At 30.5% G+C, this 18,031-nt stretch carries 15 protein-coding genes; 11 read left to right on the forward strand and 4 right to left on the reverse strand.

From position 1 onward, the window contains the following. Positions 1-11 precede the first annotated feature (11 nt). The 3 genes from KGF48_RS09485 to asnB all read left to right on the forward strand — a co-directional run bounded on the left by KGF48_RS09485 (position 12) and on the right by asnB (position 3,980). Positions 12-944, forward strand: a complete 933-nt coding sequence (locus tag KGF48_RS09485) for a D-aminoacyl-tRNA deacylase (protein ID WP_227838907.1) — start codon at positions 12-14, stop codon at positions 942-944. 71 nt (positions 945-1,015) lie between these two features. Continuing rightward, a complete protein-coding gene (locus KGF48_RS09490; RefSeq protein WP_227838906.1) occupies positions 1,016-1,879 on the forward strand; it encodes a GRP family sugar transporter in 864 nt (287 codons plus the stop codon). A 517-nt stretch (positions 1,880-2,396) separates the two neighbouring features. Next, positions 2,397-3,980 carry an asparagine synthase (glutamine-hydrolyzing) gene (gene asnB / locus KGF48_RS09495; protein WP_227867973.1) on the forward strand — a complete coding sequence of 528 codons (1,584 nt, stop codon included), beginning with the start codon at positions 2,397-2,399 and terminating at the stop codon, positions 3,978-3,980. A gap of 64 nt (positions 3,981-4,044) precedes the next feature. On the opposite strand, the gene KGF48_RS09500 is transcribed toward asnB, so the two are convergent. From KGF48_RS09500 to KGF48_RS09510, 3 genes are all read right to left on the reverse strand, one after another. Next, positions 4,045-4,641, reverse strand: coding sequence for a TIGR04100 family radical SAM protein (locus KGF48_RS09500; RefSeq protein WP_227838904.1), 597 nt, complete (start codon positions 4,639-4,641; stop codon positions 4,045-4,047). 26 nt (positions 4,642-4,667) lie between these two features. Continuing rightward, on the reverse strand, positions 4,668-5,195 hold the full coding sequence (locus KGF48_RS09505; RefSeq protein ID WP_227838903.1) for a TIGR04002 family protein: 528 nt from the start codon (positions 5,193-5,195) through the stop codon (positions 4,668-4,670). A gap of 371 nt (positions 5,196-5,566) precedes the next feature. Further along, positions 5,567-6,565 carry a D-2-hydroxyacid dehydrogenase gene (locus KGF48_RS09510; protein WP_227829320.1) on the reverse strand — a complete coding sequence of 333 codons (999 nt, stop codon included), beginning with the start codon at positions 6,563-6,565 and terminating at the stop codon, positions 5,567-5,569. Between the two features lie 677 nt (positions 6,566-7,242). Here KGF48_RS09510 and hadA point away from each other — a divergent pair. The 8 genes from hadA (at position 7,243) to KGF48_RS09550 (ending at position 16,813) form a co-directional block, all read left to right on the forward strand. Continuing rightward, complete coding sequence (hadA, locus tag KGF48_RS09515; protein ID WP_227838902.1) at positions 7,243-8,442, forward strand: isocaprenoyl-CoA:2-hydroxyisocaproate CoA-transferase HadA; 1,200 nt, start codon at positions 7,243-7,245, stop codon at positions 8,440-8,442. Positions 8,443-8,480: 38 nt separating this feature from the next. Next, the gene (gene hadI, locus KGF48_RS09520) at positions 8,481-9,281 is read left to right on the forward strand and encodes a 2-hydroxyisocaproyl-CoA dehydratase activator HadI (protein ID WP_227829322.1); all 801 of its coding nucleotides are present in this window, start codon (positions 8,481-8,483) and stop codon (positions 9,279-9,281) included. Between the two features lie 14 nt (positions 9,282-9,295). Next, on the forward strand, positions 9,296-10,522 hold the full coding sequence (gene hadB, locus KGF48_RS09525; protein WP_227452795.1) for a (R)-2-hydroxyisocaproyl-CoA dehydratase subunit HadB: 1,227 nt from the start codon (positions 9,296-9,298) through the stop codon (positions 10,520-10,522). Further along, a complete protein-coding gene (gene hadC / locus KGF48_RS09530; RefSeq protein ID WP_227867974.1) occupies positions 10,522-11,649 on the forward strand; it encodes a (R)-2-hydroxyisocaproyl-CoA dehydratase subunit beta in 1,128 nt (375 codons plus the stop codon). The genes hadB and hadC overlap by 1 nt, the downstream gene beginning before the upstream one ends. 47 nt (positions 11,650-11,696) lie before the next feature. Further along, positions 11,697-12,830, forward strand: coding sequence for a putative isocaproyl-CoA dehydrogenase AcdB (acdB, locus tag KGF48_RS09535; RefSeq protein ID WP_227829324.1), 1,134 nt, complete (start codon positions 11,697-11,699; stop codon positions 12,828-12,830). A 32-nt stretch (positions 12,831-12,862) separates the two neighbouring features. Next, a complete protein-coding gene (gene etfB, locus KGF48_RS09540) occupies positions 12,863-13,648 on the forward strand; it encodes an electron transfer flavoprotein subunit beta (RefSeq protein WP_227829325.1) in 786 nt (261 codons plus the stop codon). A gap of 18 nt (positions 13,649-13,666) precedes the next feature. Beyond that, the gene (locus KGF48_RS09545; RefSeq protein WP_227435443.1) at positions 13,667-14,704 is read left to right on the forward strand and encodes an electron transfer flavoprotein subunit alpha/FixB family protein; all 1,038 of its coding nucleotides are present in this window, start codon (positions 13,667-13,669) and stop codon (positions 14,702-14,704) included. A 477-nt stretch (positions 14,705-15,181) separates the two neighbouring features. Then, entirely contained in the window at positions 15,182-16,813 is a 1,632-nt protein-coding gene (locus KGF48_RS09550) for a sigma 54-interacting transcriptional regulator (RefSeq protein WP_227867975.1), read from the forward strand. A gap of 142 nt (positions 16,814-16,955) precedes the next feature. Here KGF48_RS09550 and fba read toward each other — a convergent pair whose 3' ends face one another. Continuing rightward, positions 16,956-17,882 carry a class II fructose-1,6-bisphosphate aldolase gene (fba, locus tag KGF48_RS09555; RefSeq protein ID WP_227867976.1) on the reverse strand — a complete coding sequence of 309 codons (927 nt, stop codon included), beginning with the start codon at positions 17,880-17,882 and terminating at the stop codon, positions 16,956-16,958. Positions 17,883-18,031: the final 149 nt, after the last annotated feature.

Consider the following 18,031-nt stretch of genomic DNA (forward strand, 5'->3'; position numbering starts at 1 on the left):
GTGATTTATAGATGAATAACAAAAAAGCAGTTTTCTTCTTTTGTAATAATTTAGATAAAGACCCAGTGGCTAAGAATGTAATTAACTGTTGTGAGGAAGTAATGGATTTAAAGCAGACTGATATTATTGTTGATGATAATTTTGTATTAGAATTTATAGATAAAAACAATAACTTATTCCAGTTTGTAAAAACGGAAAATGTAATAAGTCATGATTATAAATATTATCTGCCAATTTTAAATAAGCATTTCAAAGATTTTGATTTTGCAGGAGTTGTGAATTGGCATGAAGGAGAGAATGCTCCAGCAAATATTCTAACAGCTCATACTATTGGAGATGTACCAACAGGCGAGTTTGGAAATTCAAATCCAAAATATTTTAGAAACTTAATTAATGCAATTGAAGATATAAAAAATGAAAACTCTCTTGATGAATTCACTACATTAACAGAAGCAACTCACTGGTCTGGAACTACATATGGGGAAGTATCTAAATTAATTACAGAATATTCTGTACCTATGTTAGATATTGAGATAGGAAGTAATAGTAATAGTTTTAATAATAAGACGGCAATACAAGTATTATCGAAATCTCTAATTAGAGTATTTGATAAAGATGAGTCTATAAAAACTTTACTGTGTGTAGGAGGAGTTCACTTTGAAAATTCTTTTGCAGATATTATAAAAAATAGAGAATACAATATATCAATTGGACATGTATTACCAAATCAATGGATTGTAAGTGGAATGTATGATAATGAAGATGGATTTGAAAAATTAGAAAAGTGTGTAGACAGTATTGATGGTGGAATTGATGGTATAGTTTTTCATGATAAGTTAAAGGGCGCTTATAAAGAACAATGTCGTAAATTAGGAGAAAAGCTTAAGGTTCCTGTATTTAAACATAAGACATTGAAAAACCCAAAAGATTTGCCCATATGGTAGATTTGATTTATAATAATGAGATTTAGTAAGTATATTCAGTAAGTCAGATTAATTTTTAAGTGAGGTCAAAAATGATAATATCTTATTTTGCACTATTAATTAGAGTAGTGCTATTAGCCTTTGAAAGAGTAGTTGTAAGATTATTAGGTGATGAAGAAGGTGATATTTATAAAAATATAGCTTCATCATTTTTATTTTTCTTTATAGGTGGAGTATGTTTACTACCATTTAGTATAACGAGTAAAGTTGGAGATTGGTCTTTTTTACTACCATGCTATATAAGTAGCTTAGTTTATTCAATTGGGTCAGTAGCATATGTAACATCTCTAGCAACTGGTGAAGTTTCACTTGTCACTCCAATAAACAGTTTAAACTCACTATTTCTATTACTTTTATCAGTTGTATTTTTAGGTGAAAGTTTTAGTTTAGGAAAAGTTGCAGGAATTATAATTATGATTGGTGGAGTATTTATATTAAAAAATGTAAGCTCTTTATTAAAAAATGCATCTGCCATTTTAAATAATCTACCATGTAGATTGATGTTTTTGTACATATTTTTTCAATCCGTAGGAAGGGTATTAGATAAGGCATTTTATGTTCAAGTATCTCCTATACTGTATTCAACGATACTTTACTTTTTTGTCGGATTAAATCTATTTGTTTTTTTAGCATTTAAAAAGAAACAAAAAGTAATCTATGAAATTTTTAGTAATAAGAAAGGACTTTCGATTTTAAGTGGTGCTATTAATGGGTATTCTTATCTAGCATTATTAATTGCTTTAAATAATTTAGAACTCAGTATAGCAGAACCATTTTCTCAAGTATCTATGATAATAACTTTAATACTTGCTCACTTTATATTTAAAGAAAATATAAAAGAGAAAATACCAGGTTCAATTCTGATATTAATTGGTGGATGGTTATTATTGCTTTAATTGATATAAAAAATGAATTATAAAGATATTGTTACTAAAAAAATATCGGAAATTTAAAAAGTATTGATAGCGATTTCAGGTAAATGTTAATATGATGGTACAAAAGAGTATAAATGAAAGACATGTTACTGGTAATGCAGGCAGGATCGAATATATTACTTTGATTTTTCAAGGTATTTATATAGGTTCTGCCTTTTTTGCATCTTGAATGGCCATTCATAAAAAATATTTTATATTATATAAAACTTTATAAAATCTTCAGAATTTCTTAAAGAATATGTAAGTAAAGTAATATATATTGTATTTATCTGATAATATAAGGGCAGACAATACTTATGAAGAATAAAAAATTCAATGTTATAACACTGATAATAGTTGATAATTATATTGGTGACCTTAAGAAAGAACATATTAGCTGACTGTGAACCAATAGTATTATCTCAATATAAGCGAATAAATAATCTAAAAACATCCAATAAATTCAGAAGACAAATGTTTAATACGAAAGGATACACATATGATAAATTTGGAAGAAAAGTATTTAACACAAAAAGATACACATATGATAAAAATTCTAGAATATAGTGGACATATTCGAAACTGGAAAGTACTCTGTGAAGAACTTGGAATCGATTCTTCACTATCTAGAGAGGAACGTGAACAAGCAATTTTAGTGAAAGCATACGAGACCTGGGGATATGATATGGCAAATCACATGCATGGGATGTTTGCCTTTGCATTATGGGATAATGTGGAAAAGAGACTCTTCTGTCTAAGAGATCAGTTTGGAGTGAAGCCTTTTTATTATTATGAGACAGCAAATGGAGAGCTTCTCTATGGTTCATCTATTCGTAAGATTATGGAACAACCAGGATTTGTGAAAGAGCTAAATGAAGAAATGCTACAGATGTATATGTCTTTTACATATGTGGCAGGTGAAAACACATTCTTCCGAGGGGTGAAGAAGCTTATGCCGGGACATTACCTTATCTATCAGAGGAGAACAGTACGTGTTGAGCATTATTGGAAGCCTGAGTTTCACCCTGACTACAACAAGTCTCTCAAGGAATGGGCAAATGAAATTCATACAACACTTCAGAATATTATGCTAGAGGTGAAATCAGATGATGAGAGTGCAGTGTTATTCCTATCAGGAGGTGTTGACTCATCTTATGTGCTGGCAATGTCAGATATAGAAACAACAGATTCATGTGGTTATGAGGAAGAGTGGTTTGATGAATCAAAATTAGCAAATCAGACAGCTGATATTCTTGGACGTAGGAATTCCAGACATATAATTACACCTGAAGAATATTTTTCGACAGTACCTTATGTGATGTACCATATGGAGCAGCCAATTGGGGATGCATCTGCTATTGTTTTTGCAATTGGATGCAAGGCAGCAGCTAAGCGCACGAAGCTTTGTTACTCTGGAGAAGGAGCAGATGAGTTCTTTGGTGGATATAATGTATACCATAAGGCAGAATGTTATGGAGAGAATCTGAATACATTTTATATTGGAAATACGAACATTATGAATGAAGAAGAGAAGCAAAAAATTCTTAAGAAATACAACCCTGATGTGCTTCCTGTTGAACTGGTAAAAAGAATTTATGAAGAAACAGAAGAACTAGATGCATTTACTAACATGTCAAATGTAGACATTCAGATATGGCTGGAAGGAGACATCTATTTTAATGTAGATAAAATGAGCACTGCAGCTGGATTGGAAATCAGAATGCCTCTTACAGATACAAGAATCTTTGATATTGCATCAAGAATGCCATCAGAATATAAAGTAAAAGAAGAACAGAACAAAATTGCCTTCCGTACAGCTGCAGCAAAAGTATTGCCAGAAGATATTGCTTTCAGAAATAAGTTGGGGTTTATTGTTCCAATTCGTATATGGATGGCTGATGAGCAGTATAACCAGGATATTCGAGATAAATTCCACAGTGAGATGGCAGAGGAATTCTTTAATGTAGATGAGATTAATGAGATTTTTGATGACTACATTGGTGGAAACTCCGATAGTTGGAGAAAGATTTGGACGATTTATACATTCTTGGTTTGGTATGAAATCTATTTTGTGAAATGTTAATCCAAGAGGAAGAACCACCTGAAATACCATTCAGGTGATTCTTAATTTTTTGTAATTTTACTTGTTAGTTCTTATGTCTAATTCTTAATGGTATATCAAGTTCTTTTGCCAATTGTTTAGATTCTTCTATTTCTTCTGGAGATATTTCATCTACCACTGAAAAAGCAACTTCTTTTATATATTTTTTACAATCTCTTGCAAAATCTAACATATAGTCAAATGATTTTTCTCCAAATTTTGGTTGAGTAACTCTATTATAAGCTTCTTTATTTGGAGCATTAAGACTTATTGATACTGCATCTATTACATCTTTTAACATGATAGCAGTTTTTTTATTGTGTATTAAATCGCTTAGACCATTTGTATTTATTCTTGTTTTGATATTACTTTTTTCCTTTATAAATTTAGCAACTTCTATTAATTCATTTATTCTCATTAGTGGTTCACCATATCCACAAAATACAATTTCATCATATTCATCTAAATTATATTTGTCAAAGGCTTCTTTTACTTCATCAATACTTGGTTCGTGTTCTAACCATAAGCTACCACTATTTGCTACTTCGTCTTTTTCATTTCTTATGCAAAACACACAGCTACATGGACATGTATTAGTTATATTTACATAGATACTGTTTTCAATTGTATATAAGATATTCATAATTTTCCCTCCATAAATTTAAGTCTTTAGTTAAAATAACGTCTTTTAAAATCAAGTTTATCAAGTGCAATCCCTAGAAGTACAAACACAATAAAGCTTCCTATTGGTTGTAACAAACCAAGTAAACTCATTACGAAAGCACTCGTAAAGCTTCCAATAATTATTCCCTCAGCAAACATATATAAAACTAGACCTACTATGCCTGCTACAAATGAAGCAATTATATTTCTTTTGTTTATTATCTTGTCACTTTTAGAAGTGAAAAATAATACAAGTATTGGCTTTATAATTATAGTTGGTATTACCCATATTGCAGCTCCTGTAGATAAATCAGCTAGACCAGCGCCTATTGCAGAGGCCGCTATAGCATAGTTTGTTGGTAAAATAGTTGCAGCTAGATAAATAAAGGCATCTCCTATATGAACATATCCGTTGTTTCCACCAACTGGAATATGTAATATATAAGCTATTGTCAAACATATTATAGATGCAAATAACGCTGAAGTGACGATACAGGTCGTCTTTTTAGAAGTAGCTTTGTTTATTTTTTCCAATATAATCCCTCCTCAAAAATCCTAAACTAGCATTCTTGTAATGTTTTCTTATAAATATATTAATATTAATCATACAATTTTCATAGTTTGTTTGGTATTTTTCTGGTAAAAAGTGAATTGTACCCATTCAAAGTCTTTTGATGGAAAAGTAGATTGTAATTAGGATAAATTAATAGGATGATTATAAAGATGGTTGTAAATTCGATATAAAATATAATAAATAGTAGGTGTATGCAAATAATATAAAAGAAGAAAAATAATATAAGAGAGTCATACTCAATGTATATTGAATAGACTCTCTTATATTTGGGAAATTAAAGGCTATTTTGTTAGATAATAGCTAATTAATGAAAAAATATATTTATAAAATACTAATTTACTCTGTTAGCAGCAGTTCCTGTGCTTATAACATCTACAGCACTACTTAAACTAGAATAAACTATATTTTCTATCGCTGTACTAGTAAAGAATCCAAGGTGATGAGTAAATATAACTTGTTCCATAGAAAGAAGTTTGTTTATTTCTGGGTCAGTTAATTCACCTGGGTTCATTTTTTTATTTAAGAATAATCCTTCAGTTTCAAATGTATCAAGGGCAGCAGCTCTTATTTTTCCAGCTTCTAGTGCTTCTATTAAGTCCCCTGTCTTAATCAAACCACCACGACCAGTGTTTACTATGTAAGCTCCATCCTTCATTATAGCCAAAGTATCTTTATTTATCATATGTTTTGTTCCTTCAAGTAAAGGAGTATGTAATGTTATAAGGTCAGCTTCTTTAAGAAGGTCTTCTAAAGAATCTTTATAAGTTAATATATCATTTAAATCTTTATTTGGATATTGGTCAAATGCAATTACATTAGCTCCTAAGCCTTTGAATAATTTTGCAGAAGTAGCACCTATTTTTCCTGTACCTATAACACCAACTGTAATAGATCTAACTTCTGTTCCAAGAAGTTCAGCTATCCAACGATAGTCACCTTCACAGACTTTTTTCTTTACTAAAGGAGTCTTTCTTAAAAGGTTCATAGCTTGAGTAACAGCTAATTCAGCTATTGCATTAGGTGAATAAGAAGGAACATTTGTAACAATAAGTTCATTTTTATTAACTAAATCAAAATCTATCATGTCAACCCCTGCAGTTCTTGAAGCTATAACTTTAACTCCAGCATCTTTTAAAGTTTCATAGATATAAGGATTATCTATATAGTTAGTTTGTTGTATAGATATACCATCATATCCTTTAGCTTTAGTGATATTTTCTTCAGTCATGTTTTCAGGATAAATATCCACTTGAACATCCTTATGCTCTTCAGACCATTGTTTTATTACTGGTTCTTCATAATCGCGTGCTCCAAATACTAGTATTTTCATATCAATACCCTCCTGTAATTATTAAATTATATGGTAATCTTTCATTTAGAAATAATATGTAGCAATATAAGGCTATATTTTTTGTACAAAATTTTTAAGGTTAAAAATTTAGTTTTGAAATTGTTTTCCCTGTGTCATTTTTATATCTAGTCATTTTTTATTTAATAGAATAATTGCTTTAAAAATTTATCAAAGAAATTGTTATTTTTTAGATTAAATATTATTAAAAAATTATCTAAGTCTGAAATTAGTTAACTAACTTGCTGATTAATTACAATGATAACATGTGTTTTTGAGTTTAGCAATGAAAATTTTTTTTGAAATGTCAAGCTTTTTCATAAAAAAATATATAAAAAAAACTTTTAAATGCATGGGAAAAATAGCAAAATGCAATGGAGAGTTGCATGATGCCACGAAATGGAATTAATAATGCAATTGTATATTGTTAAAAAACATTCAAATCAAGCGATATTTTGATTAAATATAAAGTTGGCACGATAAATGCTTAACAATATAGGTGTAAGACAATAAAACAATAAAAAATAATTTTAATAAATTTTAAGTTATTTTAGATAAGATTAGGAACTTTGACATCAAATAGTTAATATCAGAAAAAAGTATTTTATGAGTGATTTAATCGAAATTTTATAATTGATACTATTAAGGAGGAAAACGTTATGCTTTTAGAAGGAGTTAAAGTAGTAGAACTTTCAAGTTTCATCGCAGCACCATGTTGTGCAAAAATGTTAGGTGACTGGGGTGCAGAGGTTATTAAGATTGAACCTATAGAAGGTGATGGAATAAGAGTTATGGGTGGAACATTTAAATCTCCAGCATCAGATGATGAAAACCCTATGTTTGAATTAGAAAATGGAAATAAAAAGGGTGTAAGTATTAATATAAAATCAAAAGAAGGAGTAGAAATATTACATAAGTTATTATCAGAAGCAGATATATTTGTAACTAATGTTAGAGTTCAAGCATTAGAAAAAATGGGTATAGCTTATGACCAAATAAAAGATAAATATCCAGGATTAATATTCTCTCAAATATTAGGATATGGTGAAAAAGGACCTTTAAAAGATAAACCAGGATTTGACTATACTGCATACTTTGCAAGAGGAGGAGTTAGCCAATCTGTAATGGAAAAAGGAACATCTCCAGCAAATACAGCAGCAGGATTTGGTGACCACTATGCAGGTCTAGCATTAGCAGCAGGAAGTTTAGCAGCATTACATAAAAAAGGTCAAACTGGTAAAGGTGAGCGAGTAACAGTAAGTCTTTTCCATACAGCTATATATGGAATGGGAACAATGATAACAACAGCACAATACGGAAATGAAATGCCTTTATCAAGAGAAAATCCAAACAGCCCATTAATGACTACATATAAATGTAAAGATGGAAGATGGATTCAATTAGCTTTAATACAATACAACAAGTGGTTAGGCAAATTCTGTAAGGTTATAAATAGAGAGTATATATTAGAAGATGACAGATACAACAACATAGATTCAATGGTTAATCACATTGAAGATTTAGTTAAGATAGTTGGAGAAGCTATGTTAGAAAAAACATTAGATGAGTGGTCAGTTCTATTAGAAGAAGCAGACTTACCATTTGAAAAAATCCAAAGCTGTGAAGATTTACTAGATGATGAACAAGCTTGGGCAAATGACTTCTTATTTAAGAAGACATATGATAGTGGAAATACAGGTGTTTTAGTTAATACTCCAGTTATGTTTAGAAATGAAGGAATAAAAGATTATACACCAGCACCAAAAGTAGGGGAACATACTATAGAAGTATTAAAAACTTTAGGCTATGACGAATCAAAAATAAATAACTTAAAAGAAGATAAAGTTGTAAGATACTAATTAGTATTTCTAGATTTTGGGAAAGGAGAATACTAAAGATGTATACAATGGGATTAGATATAGGTTCAACTGCATCAAAGGGAGTAATTTTAAAAGATGGAGAGGATATTGTGGCTTCAGCTACTATATCTTCTGGTACTGGGACTACTGGACCATCAAGAGTTTTGGAAAAATTATATAGTGAGTCAGGTCTTGCAAGAGAAGACATTGAGAAAATAGTAGTTACAGGGTATGGGAGAATGAAATATTCTGATGCTGACAAACAGATAAGTGAGTTAAGTTGTCATGCTAGAGGAGTAAACTTCATAATTCCAGAGACAAGAACCATTATTGATATAGGTGGTCAAGATGCTAAAGTACTAAAGCTAGATAAGAATGGAAGATTACTAAACTTTCTTATGAATGACAAATGCGCTGCAGGTACAGGAAGATTTTTAGATGTAATGGCAAAAATAATAGAGGTTGATGTATCTGAACTCGGAAGTATATCTATGAATTCTCAAAATGAAGTATCAATAAGTAGTACATGCACAGTGTTTGCAGAATCTGAAGTTATATCACACTTATCAGAAAATGCAAAAATTGAAGATATAGTAGCAGGTATTCACACTTCAGTAGCAAAGAGAGTTTCTAGCCTAGCAAAAAGAATAGGAGTACAAAGAAACGTAGTAATGGTTGGTGGAGTTGCCAGAAATAGTGGAATTGTAAGAGCTATGGCAAGAGAAATCAATACAGAAATTATTGTACCTGATATACCTCAATTAACTGGTGCTTTAGGAGCAGCATTATATGCTTTTGATGAAGCAAAAGAATCACAAAAAGAAGTGAAAAATATATAAAAAGAGGGATGACAATGTCTGAAAAAAAAGAAGCTAGAGTAGTAATAAACGATTTATTAGCTGAACAATATGCAAATGCATTTAAAGCTAAAGAAGAAGGAAGACCTGTAGGTTGGTCAACATCAGTATTTCCTCAAGAGTTAGCAGAAGTATTTGACTTAAATGTATTATATCCAGAAAATCAAGCAGCTGGGGTAGCGGCTAAAAAAGGTTCTTTAGAATTATGTGAAATGGCTGAATCTAAAGGATATTCTATCGACCTATGTGCATATGCAAGAACAAACTTTGGTCTTTTAGAAAATGGTGGATGCGAAGCTTTAGATATGCCAGCTCCAGATTTCCTACTTTGCTGTAATAATATATGTAATCAAGTTATAAAATGGTATGAAAATATTTCAAGAGAATTGGATATACCTTTAATAATGATTGATACAACTTTCAATAATGAAGATGAAGTAACTCAATCAAGAATAGACTATATAAAAGCTCAATTTGAAGAAGCTATAAAACAATTAGAAGTTATATCAGGAAAGAAATTTGACCCTAAGAAATTTGAAGAAGTAATGAAAATATCAGCTGAAAATGGAAGATTATGGAAATATTCTATGAGTTTACCAGCAGATTCTTCTCCTTCACCAATGAATGGATTTGATTTATTTACTTACATGGCTGTAATAGTTTGCGCTAGAGGTAAAAAAGAAACTACAGAAGCATTTAAACTACTTATAGAAGAGTTAGAAGACAACATGAAAACTGGAAAATCTTCTTTTAGAGGAGAAGAAAAATACAGAATAATGATGGAAGGTATACCTTGCTGGCCATATATTGGATATAAAATGAAAACATTAGCTAAATTTGGAGTTAATATGACAGGTAGTGTTTACCCACATGCTTGGGCATTACAATATGAAGTTAATGATTTAGATGGAATGGCAGTAGCATACAGTACTATGTTTAACAATGTAAACTTAGACCGTATGACAAAATATAGAGTTGATTCTTTAGTAGAGGGTAAATGTGATGGAGCATTCTATCATATGAACAGAAGCTGTAAACTTATGAGTTTAATACAATATGAAATGCAAAGAAGAGCAGCTGAAGAAACTGGATTACCATATGCTGGATTTGATGGTGACCAAGCAGATCCTAGAGCCTTTACTAATGCTCAATTTGAAACAAGAATTCAAGGTTTAGTTGAAGTAATGGAAGAAAGAAAAAAACTTAATAGAGGTGAGATATAATGGAAGCTATTTTATCTAAAATGAAAGAAGTAGTTGAAAATCCAAATAAGGCTGTAAAAGAATATAAAAATGCAACTGGTAAAAAAGCTATAGGTTGTTTCCCAGTTTATTGCCCAGAAGAAATTATACATGCAGCTGGAATGCTTCCAGTTGGTATATGGGGTGGACAAACAGAATTAGATTTAGCTAAACAATATTTCCCTGCATTTGCATGTTCAATAATGCAATCATGTCTAGAATATGGATTAAAAGGTGCATATGATGAATTATCTGGAGTTATCATACCAGGTATGTGTGACACATTAATTTGTTTAGGACAAAACTGGAAATCAGCAGTACCTCACATAAAATATATATCATTAGTACACCCACAAAACAGAAAACTTGAAGCTGGTGTAAAATACCTAATCAGTGAGTACAAAGGTGTAAAAAGAGAACTTGAAGAAATATGTGGTTATGAAATAGAAGAAGTAAAAATTCATGACAGTATAGAAATTTACAATGAACATAGAAAAACTATGAGAGACTTTGTTGAAGTAGCTTATAAACATTCTAATACTATAAAACCATCAATAAGAAGCTTAGTAATTAAAAGTGGATTCTTTATGAGAAAAGAAGAACACACTAAATTAGTAAAAGATTTAATAGCAAAATTAAACGCAATGCCAGAAGAAGTCTGTTCTGGAAAGAAAGTTTTATTGACAGGTATATTAGCGGATTCTAAAGATATATTAGATATTTTAGAAGACAATAATATAGCAGTAGTAGCAGATGATTTAGCTCAAGAAACAAGACAATTCAGAACAGATGTACCTGCAGGTGATGATGCATTAGAAAGATTAGCAAGACAATGGTCAAACATAGAAGGTTGTTCATTAGCTTATGACCCTAAGAAAAAACGTGGGTCACTTATAGTAGATGAAGTTAAAAAGAAAGATGTAGATGGTGTTATCTTCTGTATGATGAAATTCTGTGACCCAGAAGAATACGATTATCCTTTAGTTAAGAAAGATATAGAAGATAGTGGAATACCTACTTTATATGTTGAAATTGACCAACAAACTCAGAATAATGAACAAGCAAGAACTCGTATTCAAACATTTGCTGAGATGATGAGTTTAGCTTAAGTTCATTAAAATAAATTTACTATAAAATATGAAAATTGGAGGAAGCTATGTTATATAACAAAGAGCAAGAACTTTTAAGAAAAGCAGTAAGAGATTTTGTTAGTAAAGAATTAGATACTTTACCAGCAGAAATGGATAAAACAGGTGTAATGCCTAAGGAATTAATCAAAAAATTAGCTGAGACAAAATTTATAAGCAGTAATATCCCAGAAGAATATGGTGGAGGGGGAGCAGGTTATGTTTCTTACGCTATCATAATGGAAGAAATAGCTAGAAGATGTGCTTCAACAGCTACTTTTGTAACAGCTGGTTCTTCTCTTGCTACATTACCAATACTTTACAATGGTACTGAAGAGCAAAAACAAAAATACTTAAGAGGTTTAGCAACAGGTGAGTTAATAGGAGCATTTGGTTTAACTGAGCCAGGAGCTGGTTCTGATGCTGGTGGACAACAAACAACAGCAGAATTAGTAGGAGACCACTACATATTAAATGGTAGAAAAACTTTCATAACTAATGGACCATTCTGCGATATAGCTATAGTAATAGCAGTTACAGATAGATCTAAAGGTCTTAGAGGGACATCAGCATTTATAGTAGAAAGCAAATGGGATGGTTTCTCAACAGGAGCTCATGAAGATAAGATGGGTATAAGAGGAACTGAAACTTCTGACTTAATATTTGAAAACGTTAAAGTTCCAAAAGAAAACCTTATAGGAAAAGAAGGTAATGGATTTAAAATAGCAATGGGTACTTTAGAAGTAGGTAGAATAGGTGTTGCTGCCTTAGCTTTAGGAATTGCTCAAGGTGCTTTAGATGAAGCTGTTAAATATACAAAACAAAGAGTTCAATTTGGTAAACCTATAGCTAAATTCCAAAATACTCAATTTACTATAGCTGATATGGAAACAAAAGTTTGTGCAGCTAGAGGATTAGTTTATGACGCAGCACAAAAGAGAGATGCAGGAATGAGAGTTGCTCAAGAATCTGCGATGGCTAAATACTATGCAGCAGAAGTTGCAAATGAAGTTGCTTATAAAGCATTACAACTTCACGGTGGATATGGATTCATAAAAGATTATGAAATAGAAAGAATTTACAGAGACGCTAGAATCGTATCAATATACGAAGGAACATCAGAAGTTCAAAAAATGGTAATTTCATCAAACGTATTAAAATAATAAATAATCTAATGAAATTGGAGGTATAGACTTTGAAAATATTAGTTTGCGTAAAACAAGTTCCAGATACTAACGAAGTAAGAATAAATAAAGAAACAGGTACTCTTATAAGAGATGGGGTTCCTAGTATATTAAACCCAGATGATGCAAATGCATTAGAAGAAGCATTAAAAATTAAAGATGAGCATGATGATGTAACTATAACAGTTATAACAATGGGACCTCCTCAAGCAGATTTTATGCTAAGAGAGTGTTTAGCTATGGGGGCTGATGATGCAATATTATTAAGTGATAGAGCATTTGGAGGAGCTGATACTTGGGCTACATCAAATACTATCGCAGCAGGAATATCTAAAATAGGCGATTATGATATAATATTTGCAGGAAGACAAGCAATAGATGGAGATACTGCACAAGTTGGACCACAAATTGCAGAAAAACTAGACATTCCTCAAGTTACATATGTACAAGACTTCAAAATAGAAGGAAAAGACATAATAGTTCAAAGACAATTAGAAGATGGATATGAATTAATTAAAGTAAGTACACCTGTACTTTTAACAGCAGTAAAAGAATTAAATGCACCTAGATATATGTCTGTTGATAAAATAGTTAAAGCATATAAACATGATGTAAAAGTTTGGACAATTGATGATTTAGACGTAAATAAAGAAGAAGTTGGCTTAAAAGCATCACCAACTAAAGTATTTAGATCATTTACTCCTGAGCCAAGAGGAAAAGGAGAAATCTTAGAAGGTAAAGCTGACGAAATAGCTAACAAAATAATAATAGGTCTAAAACAAAAGCACATTATATAAGTTGGAGGAGTACAAACTATGAATGATATAAAAGATTTAAGTTCTTATAAAAACGTATGGATATTTGCAGAGCAAAGAGATGGAAAAATAACTCCAGTAGTTATCGAATTATTAGGAGAAGGAAGAAAATTAGCTAAAGAAGTAGATGCAGAACTTTGTGCAGTATTATTAGGAAAAGATGTTGATGGATTAGCTAAAGAATTAATTTCTTATGGAGCTGATAAAGTTTATGTTGCAGATGATGCTCTTTTAGAAAAATATACAACTGATGCATATACAAAAGTAATAAAAGATGCAATAGATGAAATAAAACCAGAAATAATGCTTTTCGGAGCAACTCATATAGGTAGAGACTTAGCACCTAGAATAGCTTCAAGAGTAGGAACTGGATTAACAGCAGACTGTACTAAATTAGAAATAGACCCAGAAGATAAGAAAATAAAACAAACTCGTCCAGCATTTGGTGGAAACATAATGGCTACAATCATTTGTCCAAACCATAGACCTCAAATGTCTACAGTTAGACCTGGCGTTATGGATAAAGCTGAAAAAGACGAAACAAGAACTGGTGAAGTTATAGCATTAGACTACAAAATAACTCAAGATGATATAAGAACTACTGTTTTAGAAACAGTTAAGAGTAAAAAAGATTTAGTATCTCTTACAGATGCAAATGTTATAGTATCAGGTGGTCTAGGATTAGGTGGACCTGAAGGATTTGAAATGCTTAAACAATTAGCTGACAAATTAGGTGGAGTAGTTGGTTCTTCTCGTGCTGCTGTAGATGCTGGATGGATAGACCATTCTCACCAAGTAGGTCAAACAGGAACTACTGTTAAACCAAACCTATACATAGCTTGTGGTATATCAGGAGCAATACAACATTTAGCAGGTATGCAATCATCAGATTTCATAATTGCTATAAACAAAAACCCAGCAGCTCCAATATTAGAAATTGCTGATTATGGAGTAGTTGGAGACTTACATGAAATAGTTCCAATGCTTATAGATAAATTAGATAGCGTTGATGATTTATTAGAAGCTATAAAAGCTTAATAGGTAACAAGTACCTAAATACTACTGATGAAATAAGCCTTATTAGTTAGTAACATAAATATTATTACATAATATGGTTATTGCTAAATCGTATTTGTCAGTTATTAAAAAGTCTGTTTGAATAAAATTTTATAATACAAGATATCTAGATAATCCTTATATGTATATTACTTACAAAATGTGAGTCGTATTCTATAAGGATTATCTTTATTTTCAAAAATAAGCACTAATTTTAATTAAATTGTGTTAAATAGACAAATAATTACTGAATATGTGATAAAATACAATTAAAAGCAAAATGAAATTTTTAACAAACTATGACCATTAAAATTATCTGTAAGTTGTATTTTAATGAAGGAAGATATTAAAAAAAGACAAATAAGGAGTTGGTTGTATGTGCTAATAGTATTTATTGTAAGCAAACAATAAATTTTGTATGTAGTTCAATAAATTACTTAATGAAAGGTGCGAATATTAATGGATAATAATTTGATAGGGTTTATAGAATATGTAGAAAATCCAGCTATTTTATGTAAAGAGTCAGGCGAAATAATATACTGTAATCATCTAATAGATAATATTTTTAGTTTTCTCGATATAAAAAGACCTAAAAATATAAATGAATTAGATTCAAATTTTGACAAAAAAGATATACTGGTGAATAATAAAAAGAAAATAGCTTTTAGAGAATTAAGAATGACTGCACATATTTATAATATGAAAGATAATGATAATGAAAATAACATAGTTTATTTATTTGAGAAGTCTGTAATATCTGACAAAGTAGTTGAGGATATAATAGAACATATAGATGAAGTTGTCGTTGTATTTAACAAAGATGGGGTAATTGAAAAGATGAATACTGTCAGTGATGAGATTTTACCTTTTAAAAGAACTGAAGTACTTGGTAGAAATATAACAGATCTTGTCAGACAGGGATTAGTTGAAGAACCAATAATATTAAATATGCTTAAGGTAAAGAAAAAGATTTATAGAAATATTGTTTATCCTGATGGAAAACTTATCGCTTATACAGCTGTTCCAAGATGGGACTCAAAAGGAAAACTTACAGGAGGAGTACTTACAGGAAGAGATATATCAAGGGTTATTAAACTTGAATCTCAGATAAGATATAGTGATGTATCAGAAGATACAGAGTATATAAGCAAAAGTAAGACTATGGACAATATAAAAAAAGTTGTCAAGAGAGCTGCAGCATCAGATTCTTCTATATTTATAAATGGAGAATCAGGTGTAGGAAAAGAAATTATAGCTAGGACAATATATAAGTATAGTTCAAGAAGGGAAAAGCCTTTTATAGCTATAAACTGTGGGGCTATACCAAATGAATTATTAGAATCAGAGTTTTTTGGATATGAAGAAGGTTCTTTTACTGGAGCTAAGAAAAAAGGTAAAAAAGGACTTTTTGAAGAAGCAAATGGTGGAACTATATTCTTGGATGAAATAGGCGAACTGCCAATGCAAATGCAAAAAAAATTACTTAGAGTTATACAAGAAAATACAATTACTAGAATTGGTGGAAGTAAACCTATAAAGATAGATGTTAGATATATAAGTGCCACTAATATTTCTCATGAGGACCTTAGAAACAACCTCAAATTTAGACAAGATTTGTACTATAGATTGAGTGTTATTCCAGTAAAGATACCACCACTTAGAGAAAGAAAAGAAGATATAGTTCCATTGGTTGAGTATTTCTTAAAACTTTATAATGATAAGTACAATAGAGAAGTAGAAGTTTCACCTAAGGTTATTGAGTTATTGGAAGAATACTCTTGGCCAGGAAATATAAGAGAGTTAAAAAATATTATTGAAAGATTTGTAGTATTATCAGCCAAAAACGTAATTGGAGAAGATGAATTTAATATGCTTATAAATCTGGATATGATTGATAACGAATCAGATGATTTATCACCAATAGTGGTAAATGGAATTATGAATCTGAATGATGCATATAAAATGGTAGACCAAATAATGATAAGTAAAGCTATAAATAAATATGGGTCAATAACAAAGGCAGCCGAAGTGATAGGAATATATCCTTCTACAATACATAGAAAGATAAAAAGTGGATATATTCGTGTTTAATAAATAAGTTAATAGAGTAATTTGAATAAATATAATATAATTTTAAATACATAACCTATATACAACTTAAAAGAGATGGCTTAAAAATAATTTTAATTATTCTAAGTCATCTCTTTTCTTTTATAAATATTTAAAAGTTATATTAGTTTATAGAGTTAGCAGAACCTAAAACATCATCTATTTTACTTTCAACTACAGCTTGTATAGCATCTCTACCAGCACCAATGTATTTTCTTGGGTCAAATTCTTTTGGATTTTCAGCTAAGAATTTTCTAACAGCAGCAGTCATAGCTAGTCTTAAGTCAGTATCCATGTTTATTTTACAAACAGCCATAGAAGATGCTTTTCTTAACATGTCTACAGGTACACCTTTAGCTCCAGCTATATTTCCACCAAATTCATTACATGTAGCAACAGCGTTTTGGTCAACAGCAGATGCACCATGAAGAACTATTGGGAAACCTGGTAATTTACTTTGGATTTCTTCTAGTATGTCGAATCTTAATTTAGCTTCTCCTTTGAATTTGAAAGCACCATGAGAAGTTCCTATAGCTATTGCTAATGAATCAACTCCTGTTCTTTCAACAAATTCAACTGCTTCAGCAGGTTGAGTATATTTATGAACATCAGAAGTAACATCATCTTCTGTTCCAGCTAAAACACCAAGTTCTGCTTCAACAACAACACCTTTAGAGTGTGCATATTCAACAGCTTCTTTAGTTATTTTAACATTTTCTTCAAAGTCAAAATGAGATCCATCTATCATAACTGAAGAGAAACCAGCATCAATACAAGTTTTAATAGCATCCATATTTGGACCATGATCTAAGTGAAGAGCTACATCTACACCTATTTCATCAGAAGCAGCTTTAACCATCTCAACTAAAGTATGAGGTCCAGCATATTTAACAGCTGACATAGAAGCTTGTATTATAACATAAGAATTTTTAGCTTTAGCAGCCTTTAAAACACCTTGTAATTGTTCTAAGTCACTTATGTTAAATGCACCTATAGCAAATCCACCTTCGTAAGCTTTTTTAAACATTTCTTTTGTAGTAATTAATGCCATTTTAAACTCCTCCTATTAACTTTTAAAATTTACCCATCACTTATATTATAACGTTAAATCAAAAAAAGTATATAGTAAATTGTAATAACTATAAATTACAAGTATAATGTTAAATAGAAGATAATAGGATTAGGTAGAATAATAAAGAA

This window comes from Clostridioides sp. ZZV15-6388 (assembly GCF_020657755.1).
In the GTDB taxonomy this organism is placed as follows: domain Bacteria; phylum Bacillota; class Clostridia; order Peptostreptococcales; family Peptostreptococcaceae; genus Clostridioides.

Excerpts from the sequence above, each read along its gene's own strand:
- KGF48_RS09545 (WP_227435443.1), top strand. The coding sequence starts at position 13,667 with ATGAATGATATAAAAGATTTAAGTTCTTATAAAAACGTATGGATATTT.
- KGF48_RS09550 (WP_227867975.1), top strand. The coding sequence starts at position 15,182 with ATGGATAATAATTTGATAGGGTTTATAGAATATGTAGAAAATCCAGCT.
- hadC (WP_227867974.1), top strand. The coding sequence starts at position 10,522 with ATGGAAGCTATTTTATCTAAAATGAAAGAAGTAGTTGAAAATCCAAAT.
- hadA (WP_227838902.1), top strand. The coding sequence starts at position 7,243 with ATGCTTTTAGAAGGAGTTAAAGTAGTAGAACTTTCAAGTTTCATCGCA.
- KGF48_RS09500 (WP_227838904.1), bottom strand. The coding sequence starts at position 4,641 with ATGAATATCTTATATACAATTGAAAACAGTATCTATGTAAATATAACT.
- hadI (WP_227829322.1), top strand. The coding sequence starts at position 8,481 with ATGTATACAATGGGATTAGATATAGGTTCAACTGCATCAAAGGGAGTA.
- fba (WP_227867976.1), bottom strand. The coding sequence starts at position 17,882 with ATGGCATTAATTACTACAAAAGAAATGTTTAAAAAAGCTTACGAAGGT.
- KGF48_RS09485 (WP_227838907.1), top strand. The coding sequence starts at position 12 with ATGAATAACAAAAAAGCAGTTTTCTTCTTTTGTAATAATTTAGATAAA.
- KGF48_RS09510 (WP_227829320.1), bottom strand. The coding sequence starts at position 6,565 with ATGAAAATACTAGTATTTGGAGCACGCGATTATGAAGAACCAGTAATA.
- hadB (WP_227452795.1), top strand. The coding sequence starts at position 9,296 with ATGTCTGAAAAAAAAGAAGCTAGAGTAGTAATAAACGATTTATTAGCT.
- asnB (WP_227867973.1), top strand. The coding sequence starts at position 2,397 with ATGATAAATTTGGAAGAAAAGTATTTAACACAAAAAGATACACATATG.
- KGF48_RS09490 (WP_227838906.1), top strand. The coding sequence starts at position 1,016 with ATGATAATATCTTATTTTGCACTATTAATTAGAGTAGTGCTATTAGCC.
- acdB (WP_227829324.1), top strand. The coding sequence starts at position 11,697 with ATGTTATATAACAAAGAGCAAGAACTTTTAAGAAAAGCAGTAAGAGAT.